General features: G+C 70.5%; 12 protein-coding genes. 6 read left to right on the forward strand and 6 right to left on the reverse strand.

Translation table 11 applies throughout. From position 1 onward, the window contains the following. Window positions 1-11: 11 nt before the first annotated feature. Window positions 12-461, forward strand: a complete 450-nt coding sequence (locus HDG68_RS00800) for a hypothetical protein (RefSeq protein ID WP_172148361.1) — start codon at window positions 12-14, stop codon at window positions 459-461. Window positions 462-488: 27 nt separating this feature from the next. Here HDG68_RS00800 and ahcY read toward each other — a convergent pair whose 3' ends face one another. After that, on the reverse strand, window positions 489-2,021 hold the full coding sequence (gene ahcY, locus HDG68_RS00805) for an adenosylhomocysteinase (protein ID WP_172148363.1): 1,533 nt from the start codon (window positions 2,019-2,021) through the stop codon (window positions 489-491). Between the two features lie 180 nt (window positions 2,022-2,201). On the opposite strand from ahcY, the gene tagD reads away from it, so the two are divergent. Continuing rightward, window positions 2,202-2,594, forward strand: coding sequence for a glycerol-3-phosphate cytidylyltransferase (gene tagD, locus HDG68_RS00810; protein WP_172148365.1), 393 nt, complete (start codon window positions 2,202-2,204; stop codon window positions 2,592-2,594). Between the two features lie 79 nt (window positions 2,595-2,673). Next, window positions 2,674-3,897, forward strand: coding sequence for an acyltransferase family protein (locus tag HDG68_RS00815; protein WP_172148366.1), 1,224 nt, complete (start codon window positions 2,674-2,676; stop codon window positions 3,895-3,897). A 99-nt stretch (window positions 3,898-3,996) separates the two neighbouring features. Here HDG68_RS00815 and HDG68_RS00820 read toward each other — a convergent pair whose 3' ends face one another. The 3 genes from HDG68_RS00820 to HDG68_RS00830 all read right to left on the reverse strand — a co-directional run bounded on the left by HDG68_RS00820 (window position 3,997) and on the right by HDG68_RS00830 (window position 7,213). Then, a complete protein-coding gene (locus tag HDG68_RS00820; RefSeq protein ID WP_172148367.1) occupies window positions 3,997-4,935 on the reverse strand; it encodes a glycine betaine ABC transporter substrate-binding protein in 939 nt (312 codons plus the stop codon). Window positions 4,936-5,048: 113 nt separating this feature from the next. Then, window positions 5,049-5,957: an ABC transporter permease gene (locus tag HDG68_RS00825; protein ID WP_172148368.1), complete on the reverse strand. Its 909-nt coding sequence runs from the start codon at window positions 5,955-5,957 to the stop codon at window positions 5,049-5,051. Next, window positions 5,957-7,213 carry a quaternary amine ABC transporter ATP-binding protein gene (locus HDG68_RS00830; protein WP_343037348.1) on the reverse strand — a complete coding sequence of 419 codons (1,257 nt, stop codon included), beginning with the start codon at window positions 7,211-7,213 and terminating at the stop codon, window positions 5,957-5,959. Before HDG68_RS00830 ends, HDG68_RS00825 begins: the two co-directional genes overlap by 1 nt. 356 nt (window positions 7,214-7,569) lie before the next feature. Between HDG68_RS00830 and HDG68_RS00835 the strand changes: the two genes are divergently transcribed. Genes HDG68_RS00835 through HDG68_RS00845 form a run of 3 tightly spaced genes read left to right on the forward strand, consistent with a single transcriptional unit; the run spans window position 7,570 to window position 11,290 of the window. Then, a complete protein-coding gene (locus tag HDG68_RS00835) occupies window positions 7,570-8,238 on the forward strand; it encodes a YoaK family protein (RefSeq protein WP_343037349.1) in 669 nt (222 codons plus the stop codon). Beyond that, on the forward strand, window positions 8,235-10,025 hold the full coding sequence (locus HDG68_RS00840; RefSeq protein WP_172148369.1) for a gamma-glutamyltransferase family protein: 1,791 nt from the start codon (window positions 8,235-8,237) through the stop codon (window positions 10,023-10,025). Before HDG68_RS00835 ends, HDG68_RS00840 begins: the two co-directional genes overlap by 4 nt. A gap of 59 nt (window positions 10,026-10,084) precedes the next feature. Continuing rightward, window positions 10,085-11,290, forward strand: coding sequence for a CDP-glycerol glycerophosphotransferase family protein (locus HDG68_RS00845; protein ID WP_246253414.1), 1,206 nt, complete (start codon window positions 10,085-10,087; stop codon window positions 11,288-11,290). Between the two features lie 68 nt (window positions 11,291-11,358). On the opposite strand, the gene HDG68_RS00850 is transcribed toward HDG68_RS00845, so the two are convergent. Both HDG68_RS00850 and HDG68_RS17490 read right to left on the reverse strand, forming a co-directional pair. Next, window positions 11,359-12,825, reverse strand: a complete 1,467-nt coding sequence (locus HDG68_RS00850) for a LicD family protein (protein ID WP_172148370.1) — start codon at window positions 12,823-12,825, stop codon at window positions 11,359-11,361. 80 nt (window positions 12,826-12,905) lie between these two features. Next, window positions 12,906-16,373, reverse strand: coding sequence for a CDP-glycerol glycerophosphotransferase family protein (locus HDG68_RS17490; RefSeq protein ID WP_172148371.1), 3,468 nt, complete (start codon window positions 16,371-16,373; stop codon window positions 12,906-12,908). Window positions 16,374-16,437 lie beyond the last annotated feature (64 nt).

The following is a 16,437-nucleotide window of genomic DNA, read 5'->3' on the forward strand; positions in this document are numbered from 1 at the left end:
AGGGTCACCGGATGCGATCGACACTCCCCCGGGCCGGCGCCGCGGCCACGACACTCCTGCTCGCCCTCGGCCTGGCGGCCTGCTCCGGCGGCGCCGACGACGCCGAGGCGCAGGCGTTCTGCGACTCGTTCGACGCCCTGGAGGACCTGACCACCGAGCTCGGCGAGGTCGACTACTCCGACCCCGAGGCAGCCACCTCCTCCCTGGAACAGATCACCGCCGAGATCGAGTCCATCGAGGCACCGGAGGAGATCGCCGACGACTACGCAGTGGTGTCCTCGGCGTTCCGGACCTTCACCGACACGGCGAGCGAGGCGCTCGCCGACCCGGAGAACGTGGACCAGCAGGCCATGAGCGAGGCGACGGCCGCGATGGGCGGTGAGGAGTTCACCGCGGCGACCACCGCGCTCAACGACTACACGAACGAGCACTGCGCGGGGGCCTCACCGACGTCCGAGTGAGGCCCCCGCGCGCCGGTCGGCCGCCGGTCAGTACCGGTAGTGCTCCGGCTTGTACGGACCCTCGACCGGCACCCCGAGGTAGTCGGCCTGCGCCGTCGACAGCTCGGTGAGGCGGACGCCGAGGGCGTCGAGGTGCAGCCGCGCGACCTTCTCGTCGAGCACCTTGGGCAGCCGGTAGACCTGGCGGGAGTACTGCTGCTCCTCGGCCGGGCGGGCCATGTCGGCGAACAGCTCGAGCTGGCCGATGACCTGGTTGGCGAACGAGTTCGACATGACGAAAGACGGGTGCCCGGTCGCGTTGCCGAGGTTGAGCAGGCGGCCTTCGGACAGCACGATGATGGACCGCTCGGCGCGGTCGCCCGCGGCCGGCAGGGTCCACTCGTGCACCTGCGGCTTGATCTCGGTCTTGACGACGCCGGGCACCTGCGCCAGCCCGGCCATGTCGATCTCGTTGTCGAAGTGGCCGATGTTGCCCACCACGGCCTTGTCCTTCATGGCGGTCATGTGCTCGGCGGTGATGACGCCGAAGTTGCCCGTGGTGGTGATGAAGAAGTCGGCCTCGCCGAGCACGTCCTCGATGCGGGCGACCTGGAAGCCGTCCATGGCGGCCTGCAGCGCGCAGATCGGGTCGACCTCGGAGACGATCACGCGGGCGCCCTGGCCCCGGAACGCCTCGGCGGCGCCCTTGCCGACGTCGCCGTAGCCGGCCACGAACGCGACCTTGCCGCCGATGAGGATGTCGGTCGCACGGTTGATGCCGTCCGGCAGGGAGTGCCGGATGCCGTACTTGTTGTCGAACTTGGACTTGGTCACCGAGTCGTTGACGTTGATGGCCGGGAAGAGCAGCTCGCCGGCCTCGGCCAGGTGGTACAGCCGGTGCACACCGGTGGTGGTCTCCTCGGTGACGCCGCCGATCTGCTCGGCGACGCCGGTCCACCGCAGCGGGTCGGTGGCCAGGGCGCGACGCAGCACGCCGCGCACCACGTTCATCTCCTCGGTGTGGTCGGGCTCGCCGGGCAGCGTGTCCGGCGGCACCGCGCCCACGCGCTCGTACTGCAGGCCGAGGTGGACCAGCAGGGTGGCGTCGCCGCCGTCGTCGAGGATGAGGTTGGCGCCCTCCCCGTGCGGCCACACGAGGATCTGCTCGGTGCAGTCCCAGTACTCGGGCAGCGTCTCGCCCTTCCAGGCGAAGACGGGCACGCCCCGCGGGTCGTCGGGGGTGCCGTCCGGGCCGACGACGACGGCGGCCGCGGCCTCGTCCTGCGTGCTGAAGATGTTGCAGCTCGCCCAGCGGACCTCGGCGCCCAGCGCCGTGAGGGTCTCGATGAGGACGGCGGTCTGGACGGTCATGTGCAGGGATCCCGCGATGCGGGCCCCGGTGAGGGGCTTGGCCTCGCCGTACTCGGCGCGCAGGGCCATGAGGCCGGGCATCTCGTGCTCGGCGAGGCGGATCTGGTGCCGGCCGGCCTCGGCGAGGGAGAGGTCGCGGACCTTGTAGCGGCCCGGGACCTCGTCGAAGCCGGGCGCGGACTGGGTGCTGGCCGCAGCGGTCGCGGTCATGGGTGCCCTCCTGGGACGTCGTGGGGTCGTGTCGCGCGCTGGGGGCTCCCGTCGGCGCTGGGTCCCAGCCTACGGCGCACGCCGGCAGCTCGAGGGTCGCCCGAGGACTGCAGCACGGGTGCGTAGGATGAACTGCGGGCGAACGAGGCGTGTCGCCAGGATTTCCACGAGGGGCGAGGAATGAAGCGAGTCATCACCTACGGGACGTACGACCTGCTGCACTACGGGCACATCGAGCTGCTGAGGCGCGCCCGCGCGCTGGGCGACTACCTCATCGTGGCCCTGTCGACCGACGAGTTCAACGCCGGCAAGGGCAAGAAGTCCTACTTCACGTTCGAGGAGCGCCGCCGCATGCTCGAGGCGATCCGGCACGTCGACCTGGTCATCCCGGAGCGCACCTGGGAGCAGAAGGCCGACGACATCCGCATGTACCACGTGGACACCTTCGTCATCGGCGACGACTGGACCGGCAAGTTCGACGAGCTCAAGGAGCACTGCGAGGTCGTCTACCTCGAGCGCACCCCCGAGATCTCGACCACGCAGATCAAGGCGGGCCTGGCGGGTACCGCGTAGGCACTCGTCGCGGCATCGCGTCCTGCCCGGTCGGCACCTCGATCGAGACTGTTACCAAAATGTGATCTAGTGTCGTCCCATGGATTCGACGACACCGACGCCGACGCGCATGCACCTGCTGGACGTGCTGCGCTTCGGCTCCGCCGCCGCCGTGGTCGTCTACCACTTCACGGCCACGCCGAGCGCGTCGCGCTACTGGGACGCCGACGTCACCGTGCTCTTCGAGGGCATCAGCCACCTGACGCGCTACGGCTGGCTCGCCGTCGAGATGTTCTTCGTGATGAGCGGGTTCGCGATCCTGTGGAGCAGCCAGGGTCGCAGCGTGGCCCAGTTCGCCGGCTCCCGCGCCGGACGCCTGTACCCGGCGTTCTGGGCATGCATCGTCGTCACCGCCGTGCTGCAGGCGTTCTGGGCGGGCGGGCGGCACCTGACCTTCGGTGAGACGCTCGCCAACCTCACCATGGCACCGGCGCTGCTGGGCGCCGAGCTGTCCCAGGTCGTGTACTGGACGCTGCTGGTCGAGCTGAAGTTCTACGTGCTGGTCGGCGTCGCCATGCTGTTCGGTCCCCTGACCCGCGCGCGGGTGCTGGGCCTGGCCGTCGGGTGGCCCGCCGTCGCGCTGCTGGTGCGCGGCTTCGGCTACCCCGACCTGGCCGAGCACCTCGTGGTCCGGCACGCCGTCTACCTGAGCATCGGGATGGTGCTGTTCTTGCTCTGGCAGGACCTCTCCGCCCGCCGGGAGTCGTCGGACGACGGCGGGCGCCTCGGGACGGCGACCGTGGCGACCACCCTGGGCGTCCTGCTGGCCTGGGGCTCCTACCAGGTGATGGAGGCCGCGGGGCGCGCCACCGCGCTGCAGGGCGTCGACGTCGACCCGGGCGTGTCCGTCGTCGTCTTCCTCGCCACCGTCGGTGCGGTGTGGCTGGCGACGCGGCCGTGGGCGGGCTTCCGGTCCCCGACCCTCGGGGCCGTCTGCGTGCTCGCCGGGGGCCTGACGTACCCCCTGTACCTGGTGCACACGCAGTTCGGCTGGGCCGTCACCGAGTGGCTCACGGTCCGGGGCGTCGGGACCTGGACGACGTTCGCTGCCGCCGTGCTCGTCTCGGTGCTCCTCGCCGCCGTCATCCACTACGCCGTCGAGCGACCCCTCGGCACCCGGCTGCGCCGGGCCGTCACGGCACGCCTCGACCGTAGCCGCGCCGGACGGCCGGCGCCCGCACCGGCGACGGTCAGCTCTCATCCTGCCGCTCACCCGTCGCTCGCGACCGCGGGACCGCCGCTCCTCGACCCGCAGCTGCGCTGAGCCCTGACGACGCCTCACGACGACGGAGCGCCCGCCCCGAACGGATCGGGACGGGCGCTCCGGTGCGGCCCTCGCAGGGCCGGTCGACGCGTCGGCGTCTCAGCTCTCCGGCATCGGGATGACGTCCGGGTACTCCTCGAGCCAGGCCTCGACGCCCGCAGCCGGGTCGTCCGGGTTCTCGTTGACCACGAGGTCCTCGAGCGCGCCGTACTGGGTGTCGTCGAGCTCGATGGAACCGATGATCTCGGCCGCCTCCGGGTACTCCGAGGAGAAGCCCTCGGTGCCCAGGAAGTGCAGACCCTCGGCCTCGCCGAGCGCACCCTCCGGGTCCTCGAGGTCCTTGACCGGGTAGGCCGCGTTGGCCCAGAACGGACGCCACAGCGTGACGACGATGTCCTCCTCGTTCTCCGTGGCCTGCTCCAGCTCGGTGAGCATGGCGGTGGTGGAGGAGGTCTGCAGCTCGAAGCCGGCCTCGTCCAGGCCGTACGTCGGGATGACGTTGTCCTGGACGGCGGCGGTCAGACCGGCGCCCGGCTCGATGCCGGTGATGGTGCCGCCGAACATGTCGGCGTTGTCGGCCAGGTCCTCGATCGAGTCGATGTCGGTGTACTCCGGCACCGCCATCGTCAGCTTGGCGTTGCCGTAGTAGGTGCCGATGTCCTCGATCGAGTCGCCGTACTCGTCCATGTAGGAAGCGTGGGTCACCTCGGGCCATGCCGACGGGTACATGTCGACGTCACCCTCGGCGAGCGCGGTGTAGAGCGGGCCCGCCTCGGAGATCTCCTCGTGCTCCACCGTGTAGCCGGCCTCGGTCAGGAGGTTGTCCAGCAGGTAGGCGGTGCTCAGACCGTCGGTCCAGGACGGGATGTAGCCCATGGTGATGGTGCCCATGTCCTCGGACTCGGTGGTCTCCTCCGAGCCGGCGTCGTCCGAGCCGGAGTCGTCGGTGCTGCACGCGGCCAGGGTCAGACCCAGGGCGGCGGCGGAGACCAGGGCGACGCCCTGACGGCGCCGCAGATGCTTGCGATGGGTGCTCATGTGATGAGTTCCTTCCGTGTCGGGGGACGGTGCCCCGGAGGTGGGACGGGTGTCCCGGGACGGTGTGGTCCGGACAGGTCGGGTCCTGCCCGGCAGGACGGTGCGGTGATGCGTCAGACCGCCGCGGCGGCAGCCTTGCGGCTCTTGAGGACGTCGACCAACGAACGGCCGGTGGGCTGGCCGATGGCACCGGTGATGCGGTCGAGGAAGATGGCGAGGATGACGACGGACAGGCCGCCCTCGACACCCTGCGGGACGTCGAGCGTCGAGATCGACTGGACGACCACGCCACCGAGACCACCGGCACCCACGATGCCCGCGACGACCGCCATCGACAGGGCCAGCATGATGACCTGGTTGACGCCCGCCATGATGGTGGGCAGGCCCAGCGGGAGCTGGATACCGCGCAGGATCTGCCACGACGTGCCGCCGAAGGCCTCGCCGGCCTCGACGGTCTCGCTGTCCACCTGGCGGATACCCAGCTCGGTGAGCCGGACGCCGGGCGGCAGGGCGAAGACGATCGTGGCGCAGACGCCGGGCACGACGCCGATGCCGAAGAAGATCACGACCGGCACCAGGTAGACGAAGGCCGGCATGGTCTGCATGAAGTCCAGCACCGGGCGGATGAACGCGCTGACGGTGTCGTTGCGTGCGGCGAGGATGCCGACGGGTACGGCGATGATCACCGCGGTGACGGTGGCGACCAGCACGAGGCTGAGGGTCTCCATCGCCGGTACCCACATCTCCATGCTCACGATCAGCAGGAGACCCACGAACGTGAAGATCGCCGAACCCCACGACCTCACCAGCAGGGCCAGGAGCGTGAACAGACCCACCAGGAGCCAGGGTGACGGCGCCAGGAGCACCTCGGTCAGGCCGTCGATGAGGAAGGACATCACCGCGGTGATGGCGTCCAGGAGCCACTCGAGGTTGTCGTTGATCCAGTCGATGGCGCTGTCGACGGCCTCGCCGATCGGCACCTTGGGGATCGAGGTCTCGTCTGCGGCGAGATTCAGGGACATCACTTCGCTCCTGCCGGGTCGAGGACGGGCTCGCCGTCGGCGGGGCCGTCGCCCTCGCCCGTCGTGCCGTCGGCGTCATCGGTCGTGGGGACGGACAGCGCGCTGAGCAGCGTCACCCGGGGGATGACGCCCTGCACGCGGCCGTCCTCACCCACCACGGCCAACGGCGCGCGGCTCGCGGCGGCGTCGGCGAACAGCTCGGCGAGCGGCGTCTCGGGGGCGACCTGGGCCACCGGCTCGTCGCTCACGGGGAGCACGTCGACACCGCGGCGCACGGCGTCGGCGACGTCGTTCTCGAACACCGCGCCGGAGACCTTGCGGTTGCGGCCGATGACCAGCAGGGACGAGACCTGGTGCTCACGCATCAGCTTGTGCGCCGCCTTGGGGCCGGACTCCGGTCCGACGACGGCCACGGGCCGCTCCATGACGGCGCTCGCCGACAGGACGCGGGAGCGGTCGACGTCCGCGACGAACTGCGCCACGTAGTCGTTGGCCGGCTCGTTGAGGATCTCCTCCGAGGTGCCCACCTGCACCACGCGGCCGTCGCGCATCATGGCGATGCGGTCACCGAGGCGCATGGCCTCGTTGAGGTCGTGGGTGATGAACAGGATCGTCTTGCCGAGCTCTGCCTGGAGCTCGAGGAGCTGGTCCTGCATCTCCTTGCGGATCAGGGGGTCGAGCGCGCTGAACGCCTCGTCCATGAGCATCACGTCGGTGCCGGCGGCGAGCGCGCGGGCCAGCCCGACGCGCTGGCGCATACCGCCGGAGAGCTGGTCGGGCATGGAGCCGCCCCAGCCGCCCAGGCCCACCATGCCGAGGGCCTCCTCGGCCTTGGCCTCGCGCTCGGCCTTGTTGACGCCGCGCAGCGCCAGCGGGTAGGCGGCGTTCTCGCCCACGGTGCGGTGCGGCAGCAGCGCGAAGTGCTGGAAGACCATGGAGACCTTGGACCGGCGGACCTCGCGCAGGCCCGCCTTGCTCAGGTGGGTGACGTCCTGACCGTCGATGGAGATGGTGCCGTCGGTCGGCTCGAGCAGACCGTTGACCATGCGGATCAGGGTCGACTTGCCGGAGCCGGACAGGCCCATGACGACGAAGATCTCTCCCGGCGCCACGTCGAACGCGGCGTCGATGACCGCTGCCGTCAGGCCTTCGCGGCGCAACGCCGCGCGGTCGGCTCCCTCCTTGAGCATGCGGACGCCTCGTTGGGGGCGTCGGCCGAAGATCTTGGTCAGGCCACTTGCCTCGATGGCTGGCACGATTCTCCCGGGTCGGGGACGGTGACTCGCCGTCGGTCAGGTGTCGTGTGACCGTGCGGGGCTACCCGCACCGCGGGGAGATCCCCGGGGACGACGTTCTGCGCTGACTTCACACTAGGACACCTCGGGCTGCGCACTTCGCCCGCAATGTATGAATACCGATGATCTGTGTCACGATCTGGTCCGATTCGTTACTGGGCTGTGACTTTCCGGCCCTTCCAGGCCTCCATTGGGAATGTTTGTCCCTTCCCGGCGCCGTGAGGATCCTCACGAGATCCCCCACGCCGAGACCGGCCGACGGACCGGCCGGACCGGACATCTCGGTCCGGTTCGCGCGAGGCCCGTAAGGTTGCCCCGTGCCTCGCGACAAGCTCCACCTCGGCCTCATGCTGGCCCTGACCTTCTCCACCGGGATCGCCGACGCCGTCGGCTACCTCGGCCTGGACCGCGTCTTCACCGGCAACATGACCGGGAACGTCGTCATCCTCGGCATGGGTCTGGCCGGCGCCGACGACCTGCCCGTGGTCGGTCCGTTGCTCGCCTTCGCGACGTTCTTGACCGGCGCGGCGTTCGGCGGGTTCGTCCTGCGCCGCCAGGAGGCCGGCTGGTCGTGGCGCACGACGTCGTGCTTCGGCCTGGTCGCAGCGGTCATGGTGGCCCTGACGATCCTGCTGACGGTGTTCGACGGCGACATGCCGCACGCCGTGCAGCTCACGGTCACCGGACTGCTCGCCGCAGCCATGGGACTGCAGGCCGCCGCCGCCCGCCACCTGGCCGTCAAGGAGATCACCACCGTCGTGGTCACCAGCGCCATCACCGGCCTCGCGATGGACTCGCGGCTGGTCGGGGGGCACGGCCGCCACGTGTGGCGCCGGGTCGCGGCCATCGGGCTGCTCGGCGCGGGCGCGTGCGCCGGGGCGCTGCTCCTGCAGGCCCACCTCGCGCTCGGCGTCGCCGCGAGCGCCGCCATCACCCTGGCCGTCACCCTGCTGGGTCATCTGAGAGGACGGGAGATCACCCGATGACGTTCACCGCACCACCGGCCCACCTGACCCGCCCCGACCTGCAGGGCACCCACGGCACGGCCGCCTCGACCCACTGGCTGGCCACGGCGACCGCCCAGTCGGTGCTGGAGCGCGACGGCAACGCGTTCGACGCCGGCTGTGCCGCAGCGTTCGTGCTGCACGTCGTCGAACCGCACCTCAACGGCCCCGGCGGCGACCTGGTCGGCCTGTTCGCGACGGCGCAGGCACCCGCCGCCCCGCAGGTCCTCATGGGGCAGGGGCCGGCGCCCGCCGGCGCGACCATCGAGCACTACCGCGACCACGAGGGCCTCGAGCTCGTCCCCGGCTCCGGAGCCCTGGCGGCCGCCGTCCCCGGTGCCGTCGACGCCTGGCTGCTGCTGCTGCGCGACCACGGCACCTGGTCCGTGCGCGACGTGCTCGCCTACGCCGTCGGCTACGCTCGTGACGGCCACCCCGTGCTGCCCGCCGTCGCCGCCGCCGTCGAACGCGTCGCCGACCTGTTCGGCCGCCACTGGCCGACGTCCGCGGCCCGCTGGCTGCCGCACGGCCGTCCACCGCAGGCCGGCGAGACGATCACCAACCCCGAGTACGCCGACCTGCTCGACGCGCTCGCCGACGCCGCCGACGCCTCACCCGGCGACCGCGCGGCCTCCGTCGACGCCGCGCGCGACGCCTGGCGCACCCGCGTCGGCGCCGCCGTCGAACCGTTCGTCCGCACCCCCCACCGCCACTCCGACGGCCGCGACCACGCCGGCGTGATCACCGCCGCCGACGTCGAGAGCTTCCGCGCCAGCTACGAGCAGCCGACGACGGCGCAGTTCCGCGGCCGCACCGTCGTCAAGCCCGGCGCGTGGACCCAGGGACCCGTGCTGCTGCAGTCGCTGCGGATCCTCGACGGGTTCGACGACGACCGGCTCGACGTCGCCACCGAGCTCGGCGCGCACACCGTGCTGGAGACGCTCAAGCTGGCGCTCGCCGACCGGGACGTCTGGTACGGGGACGCCGAGGTGCCGTTGAGCGACCTGCTCTCCGAGGAGCACGCCGCCGGACGCCGAGCCCTGATCGGCGAACGCGCCTCGCACGAGGTGCGCCCCGGCGTCGTGCCCGGACGCACCGCTCCCCCGCTGCCGCCGCTGCGCACGACCGGACCGACGTCGTCGGACACCGGAGAACCCACCGTCGCCTCGAGCGGCGCCGTGAAGGGCGACACCTGCCACCTCGACGTGGTGGACCGCTGGGGCAACATGCTCAGCGCGACGCCGTCCGGCGGCTGGCTGACGTCCTCCCCCACCGTGCCCGGGCTCGGGTTCTGCCTCGGCACCCGCCTGCAGATGACCTGGCTCGACGCGGACTCGCCGTCCGCGCTGACCCCCGGCGTGCGACCGCGCACCACGCTGTCACCCACGCTGGTGCTCGCGGACGGTGTCCCCGTGCTGGCCTGCGGCACCCCGGGCGGCGACCAGCAGGACCAGTGGCAGCTGCCCTTCCTGCTGCGCGTCCTCGCCGGCGGGTGGACCCCGCAGCAGGCCATCGACGCACCCACCCTGCACACCACCTCGGCCGTCGGGTCGTTCTGGCCGCGCACCTGGGTGCCCGGCGGCGCCGTCGTCGAGGACCGGCTCGGCGCCGACGTGCTCGCCGGGCTCGCCGAACGCGGCCACGCGCTCACCCTCGCCGGCGACTGGGCGCTCGGACGGCTCACCGCCGTGACGCGCGACCCGGCGACCGGGGTGCTCGGCGCGGCGGCGAACCCGCGGGGGCAGCAGGGGTACGCCGCCGGGCGGTGACGGCGTCCTGACGTCGTAGGATGTCCCGAACCTCCACCCCGTCGAGAAGGTAGCGACCCTTGTCCCTGATCAGAGACCTCCAGGCGCTGGCCACCGCCGTCACCAGAACCGTGATACGGCGCCGCAACCGCCGGGCGTGGAGCAGCTACGAGGCGTCGCGCCCTGCTCCGAGGGAGACCTTCGAGGCCGCGATCTTCTTCGCCGACTCCCCGGTGAACCTGTACCAGATCCAGCAGTGGTACGAGCCGATGCGCAAGCTCGCCGAGACCCACCCCGTCGCCGTGATCGTGCGCAACGTCGCGACCGCCGTCGCGCTCAAGGACGAGTGCCCGCTACCCGTCATCTACCAGCCGTTTATCGCCGAGACCGAGTCCTGGCTCGAGACGCAGCGCATCGGTGCCGTCTTCTACGTGAACCAGAACATCGTGAACTTCCGCATGATGCGATTCCGGGACCCGGCGCACATCTTCATCAGCCACGGTGAGTCCGACAAGGACTACATGGCCTCCAACCAGCTCAAGGCCTACGACTACACGTTCATCGCCGGTCAGGCCGCCTACGAGCGGCTCGGACGCCGTCTCGTCGACTTCGACCGGGACAAGCACCTGCGGCGCATCGGTCGGCCCCAGGTCGACGTGCCGCCGGCCGGCCCGTCCCTGCCTGACGACGACCGCAGCGTCGTGCTCTACGCGCCCACCTGGGAGGGCGACCGCCCGTCGATGAGCTACTCGTCGCTCGTCTCGCACGCCCCCGCCATGATCGACGCGCTCGTCGCCACCGGACGGCACCGGATCATCTACCGGCCGCACCCGCGCACCGGCGTCGTCGACCCTGCCTACCGGGACGCTCACCGCGCGGTCGTCGAGCGTCTCCAGAAGGCGAACGCCGCCGACCCTGCCGCACGACACCTGGTCGACACCGACTCCGTCTTCGGGTGGCAGCTCGGGGTGTCCGACGTCTGCGTCGCCGACATCTCCGCCGTTGCCTTCGACTTCCTCGCCACCGGCAAGCCCCTGCTGCTGACCGAACCCGCGTCCCCCGACACCGAGGTCGACCGGGACGGACTCGCCGGAAAGATCCGCACCTTCCGGGCCGACGAGGCAGCGGCCGTGCTCTCCGTGATCGACGACGTCGCGCACGGCGAGGACCGCGGCCGCTACGAGCAGATCGTCGAGCACTACTTCGGTGACACGACGCCAGGGGCATCGTTGCAACGGTTCCTCGACGTCTCCGACAAGGTCATCCGGCACCGGCAGACCGTCTGACGAGGCCGGCTGCCCGGACCGACACCCGGTGCGGGCACTGTCCCGCACCGGGTGCGCTCCCTACGAGCTCATCCGTCCAGCCGCCAGGGCCAGTCGTAGTACGGGTCCGAGACGGACCACCCGTCGCCATAGCGCTCGGCGAGGAATGCCTCCGGCTTCGCCGGGCCGAGCAGCTCACGCCCCTTGAAGGTGATGGGCGCAGGGGGCATGACGATCGACGTCGCGATGGACCGCAGCTTCATCTTCTCCATGTGCAACGTGGTGCGCTCACCATCGACGAACAGCGGGAAGACGTCGACGTGCAGACCGTTCGACGGGTCGTGCAGGTGGAAGTTGGTGTACGAGTTCGGTCGGGTGACCTTCCACCCCTTCTGCTGGAGGGCCAGGCGGAGCTCCCCGAGAACCGGCTCCGCGCTGTCACGATCCATGGCTTCGAGCGGAACCATCAGGTCGACGTCGTCGTCGTGAGCCAGGAAGTCCTTCTCGCGGACCGCTCCGAGCAGTGTGCCGTAGGCGAGCATCGTCGGGTACCCGAGGTCGCCGAGAAGCCGGGACGCACGTTCGATCGTGTCCAGGTACTCGTCCGACCGTGCTCGAAGTCCGCCGTCGTCGACCAGGCCGTGCCGCGACAGCACCGCCGGAGGAGTACCGACGACCTCTCCGGCCGCGTTGGCCTCTCGCGCGAGTCTTTCCAGTCTGGCCCGCGTCCGCAGGAGCAGGTGGAACGTGCGGATCGACGTCGCCGTGGTGGGTACCCGATGCCGCTCGGCCGCGAGGGCGTGGCCTAGCAGGGCCCATTCGTCGTCGCTCGGCTCCTCGTCGTCGGACCCCGGCTCCAGACGGATCGCTGACAGCACCAGACGCTGCTCAGTCGGGTCGGCCGTCAGCAGGCCTTCGCGCGCCCGGTCGGCCAGGCGGGCGAGGAGCTCGCGCCGCAGTGCGCGCGCCCGCTCCACGCTGCCGAGGTCCTCGTCCGTCACGGTGATCGCGGTCAGTCGTGCCAGGAGGTCGAGCGTGGAGCGCACCACACGATCCGAATCGGTCGAGACCGGCGTGAACCGGCCGTCGTCCGCCGCGTACGCCACCGTGAGCCGCCGGTTGCGCCGTCCGAAACCGTCCAACCTGTTGTAGACCCTGATCTCATCGACGTCCAACGTCTCCGCGAGCCACATCCGCCACCAGGGTCCGACCTCCCGCTTCGTGCGGATGCCACCCATCATGAACGGCGAGCGGTCGTCTTTCGTCGCGTCGGAGCTCTGGGTGACGTCGACCCTGTCGCCGTCCAGAGCTATCCGCCGCCCCCCGCGGTACAGCTCGATCCCGCGAAGGTCGAGCTGCCCCTCCTCGCGACGCGGAAGGAAGAGCTCGATCTCACGCACCCCGCCCGTCACCGCCACCGCCAGGTAGTTGGCGGCGATCCCGCCGAAGTACCCGAGTGACGGGAGGATCTCCGTGGTCCCCGGTTCACGGCGCAACCGGCTGCGTTCACGACGAGGACGCTCGACCTTCGCGTCGGTCGCTCCGTCCACCGGCATGACGGCACTCGGCGGCGCGCTCCTCCGGTCGCGGGGCACGACCCGTGCCAGAAGGTCTCTAACTGCTCGGCGGATCGGCATCAGGGCTCCTGTCGTGCGGTCAGGCGCTCGACGACGCGCTCAGCCGCACGTCCGTCGTCGTGTGGCGCGAACTCGGCGACGAAGGCGTCGTAGTCGCTCCCGTGCGCCGCCCAGTAGTCGGAGGCCAGCGCGTCGACCAGCTCCGACGTGCTCGCGCAGAGCGGGCCGGGTGCGATCCTGCGCAGGTCGCGGTAGAAACCGCGCGTCGTACCCGCGTAGAGGTCCAGGTCCGGGACCAGGAAGTAGATCGGTCGACGCAGGACCGCGAAGTCGAACATGATCGACGAGTAGTCCGTCACCAGGACGTCGGCAGCCAGCATCAGCTCGTTGACGTCGGGATGGCTGGTGACGTCGATGACGGAGTCCGGCAGGCTGCTCGTGGCCGATGCGGTGTTGGCATGGCCGCGGTAGAGCACGACCGTCCCCCGCGGCAGCTGTTCGGCGTCGAGGTACGAGACCCGACCGTACGACGTCGCCGAGCGCAGGTTGTCCCGCCACGTCGGCGCATAGAGGAGGACGCGGTCGTCGTCGCCGATCCCCAGCCGGTCACGCATCTCCCGGCGCGTGGTCGTCGCCGTGCCGTCGAGGAGGCTGTCGTTCCGCGGATATCCGGTGACCAGGACGTCGCCGTCGTACCCGAAGGCCTCGGGAAAGATCTGGGCGGAGTAGTCGTTCTGGGCGAGCAGCAGATCCCAGGACGCGGCCTCCCGCTCCATCAGCCGGCGGTAGGTGATCGAGAGGTTGGCGTCCGGGACGTGGTTGCCGATCTTCTTGAGCGGCGTGCCGTGCCACGTCTGGACGTATTTCTGCCCCGGCCGCTTCGTGAAGTACCACGGCCAGTTGTTGTTGTTGACGAGGAGGCGGCAGTGCGCCAACGCGTCGTACCAGTCGGCCGAGTAGCGCAGCACCGCGGTCGCCCACGGCGGGACCGGGACGCGCAGGTCGGCGACGGACCAGTACTGGTCCAGTCCAGGGCTGGTGCGGTACAGCTCTCGGCTCAGTGCCAGCGGCGAGTCCCCGACCGAACGACCGTTGAAGACCTCGAACAGGACGGCGTCCCGCAACGGTCCGGCCGCTTCCCGATAGGAGTCCTGGAGCAGTCGCTGGCGTCGTCGGCCTCGAGCATCGTCGGAGAACGGTGGGCGCAGCACGACGCCCGGAGCACCGCTCGGCAGCGCGATCGGCTCCACACGGACGTCGCCACGGAGCAACTCTATCTGGAGGGAGGACCACAGCCCGGCGCCGATCCGGACGACGCCCGGCGTCGAAGCGCACTCGAGGGTGACCTCGTGCGGCTGACCGGGCGGGAGGTTCACGCCGTGCTCGTCGACGAGCGGGACGACGACCCGGAACTCCCCGTGGTCGCCACCGGTCACCTCCACCGCGGAGGTGCGGCTGCCAGTACCCGTGAGCCGGCAACGCACGGGCTCGTCCGACGTCGAGGTCATCCACCCGACGATCTCGACACCGGCGTCGTGCACCCGGATCTGGTCGACCTCACCGACCAGCGGCCCTGAGTCGAGCGTCAGGTTGCCGAACTGCGTGGCCGCAAGCCGCCCGACCGCACCCCGGCCGGGACCGGAGCCGCACGACGGTGCCGCCCAGGACAGCCGCCGGGCGCTCTCGCCGCGGAGGCCCGTCGCCGAGAACGTCCAGGACCGTGGCGTGTCGAGCCACGCGCCCAGGTCGAACCGGGCTGTCGTCCTGCCCGACTCGCTCGTGACGCGGGCCGTCGTCGACCTCCCCTCGGACGTGGCCACGAAGTCCGTGCGCTCCGCCCGGTGGTCCCCCACGTCGAGGACGAGCGTCGTGCCGTCCATCGAAGCACCAACAACCGGGACCCGGTTGGTCGTGAGGCGTCGCACGACGAGGGCGACGCTCTGGCGGTCCACGCACCACCTGCCGTCAACGTCCAGCCCGTCGAACACCGGGGCCCGACCCGGGCCTCGCGACCCCGGTCGTGCCAGCACGCCAGAACGGCTGAACCCGTCGACCGTGATCTCGACCTCGAAGGTGAAGCTTCGATCCTCCGCCGCGGACAGGTCGACGGTGGCGACGAACCCGCTCTGGGCGTGGTCGTTCCAGGGATCCTTGGCGAACGAGTCGACCGCCGGGTCGGGGTTCGGAGCGACATCTGCCTCGATCCGCCCGCCGTTCCGGTCCAGCGCGAAGACACGCAGACGGACGTCCGATCCGTCGTCGACGGTCACCTGCGCGAGGTGTGCACTCCCGTGGAGCTCGACGACCCCGTCACTGATGGTGACCGTGTCCGTCCGGGTGCGGACCTCGGCGTCGAGCTCCAACGAGCTGATCACGTCGTCGGGTTCGAGATCGAGGTCGCCGAAGTAGTCGGGATGCACCTCGGGGCGCCCCGCGATGATCCGTCCAGGAACCTTCCACGTCTGGGACTCCCGGCGCTCGAGCAGGGTGGCGAGGTCTGCCCGGTAGCCGTGATAGGTCGCCGCGGCGAACAGGCGGTCGGAGACCGGGACGTCCGTGAGGATCTCGTAGCCGGATTCGTCGAGGAAGTGCCTCACCCGCTCACGCAGGAAGTCCCAGTACTCGGACGGCGTCCGCGGCACCTGCTCGTAGTACGGCCTCATGTCGAAGCCGATCGTCTTGACCTGCCAGGCACGCAACAGCTCGGCCGGCGCGTCCCGCATCTCCTCGGCGAGCTCGTCCAGCATCCCCCATCGGCCCACCAGGTCCTTCATCGTCGACTTCTGCTGAGTGATCGACGTGCCGTCGTCCCGGATGCGCCAGTGGCACACCACGTCGTCGAGGATGTCGAACGTTCCGTGCAGGTAGGCGCGCGCCGCCGGCGCCTGGTCCTCGTAGATGCCGTCGGGAAACTCCTTGACGACACGCCGGAAGAACTCGGTGCGGTAGAGCTTTGTCCAGGCGAAGACGTTCTTGAGCACGTCGGGCTCGTCCGCGAAGACCAGCCCACGCCGGGTCGTCGCGTGGAGCTTCTTCGCCCACGGCGGCATCTGCTGGCCGTCCACGGTGTCCCGGACGAGAGATCCCACGGCAAAGTCGGAGCCGCTCACGCGCAAGGAACGCAGCATCGCCTCGATCGCACCCGGCGGAAGGGTGTCGTCGGAGTCGACGAAGCAGAGCATCTGGCCACGGGCGTGCCGGACTCCGGTGTTCCGCGCTGCACCCAGCCCGCCGTTGGCCTGCTGCACGATGCGGATCCGCCGGTCCTGTGCGGCGTAACGTCGAGCGATGTCGATGGAACCGTCGGGCGAACCGTCGTCCACCACGACGACGTCGAGTCGCGGGTGGGTCTGCGCCAGGATCGAGTCGAGACACTCACCGAGGTAGTCCTCGACGTTGTAGACAGGGACGACCACGGAGACGAGCACCGACCGGCCTGCGGCTCGACGCTCGTCGAGGGGACGACGAAGCCCCGGGGGAACGAGGCCGTAGAGGCGCCGCACGGCTCTCCTGGTGAACTCCTGCACCCTGAAATGTCCTTAGCTCGTCGTCGAAGGCAGGACCCGAGCCCCCAGTCTGGCAGCGAGCCGG

Origin of the sequence: Isoptericola chiayiensis (genome assembly GCF_013149805.1) — a bacterium.
In the GTDB taxonomy this organism is placed as follows: Bacteria; Actinomycetota; Actinomycetes; order Actinomycetales; family Cellulomonadaceae; genus Isoptericola; species Isoptericola chiayiensis.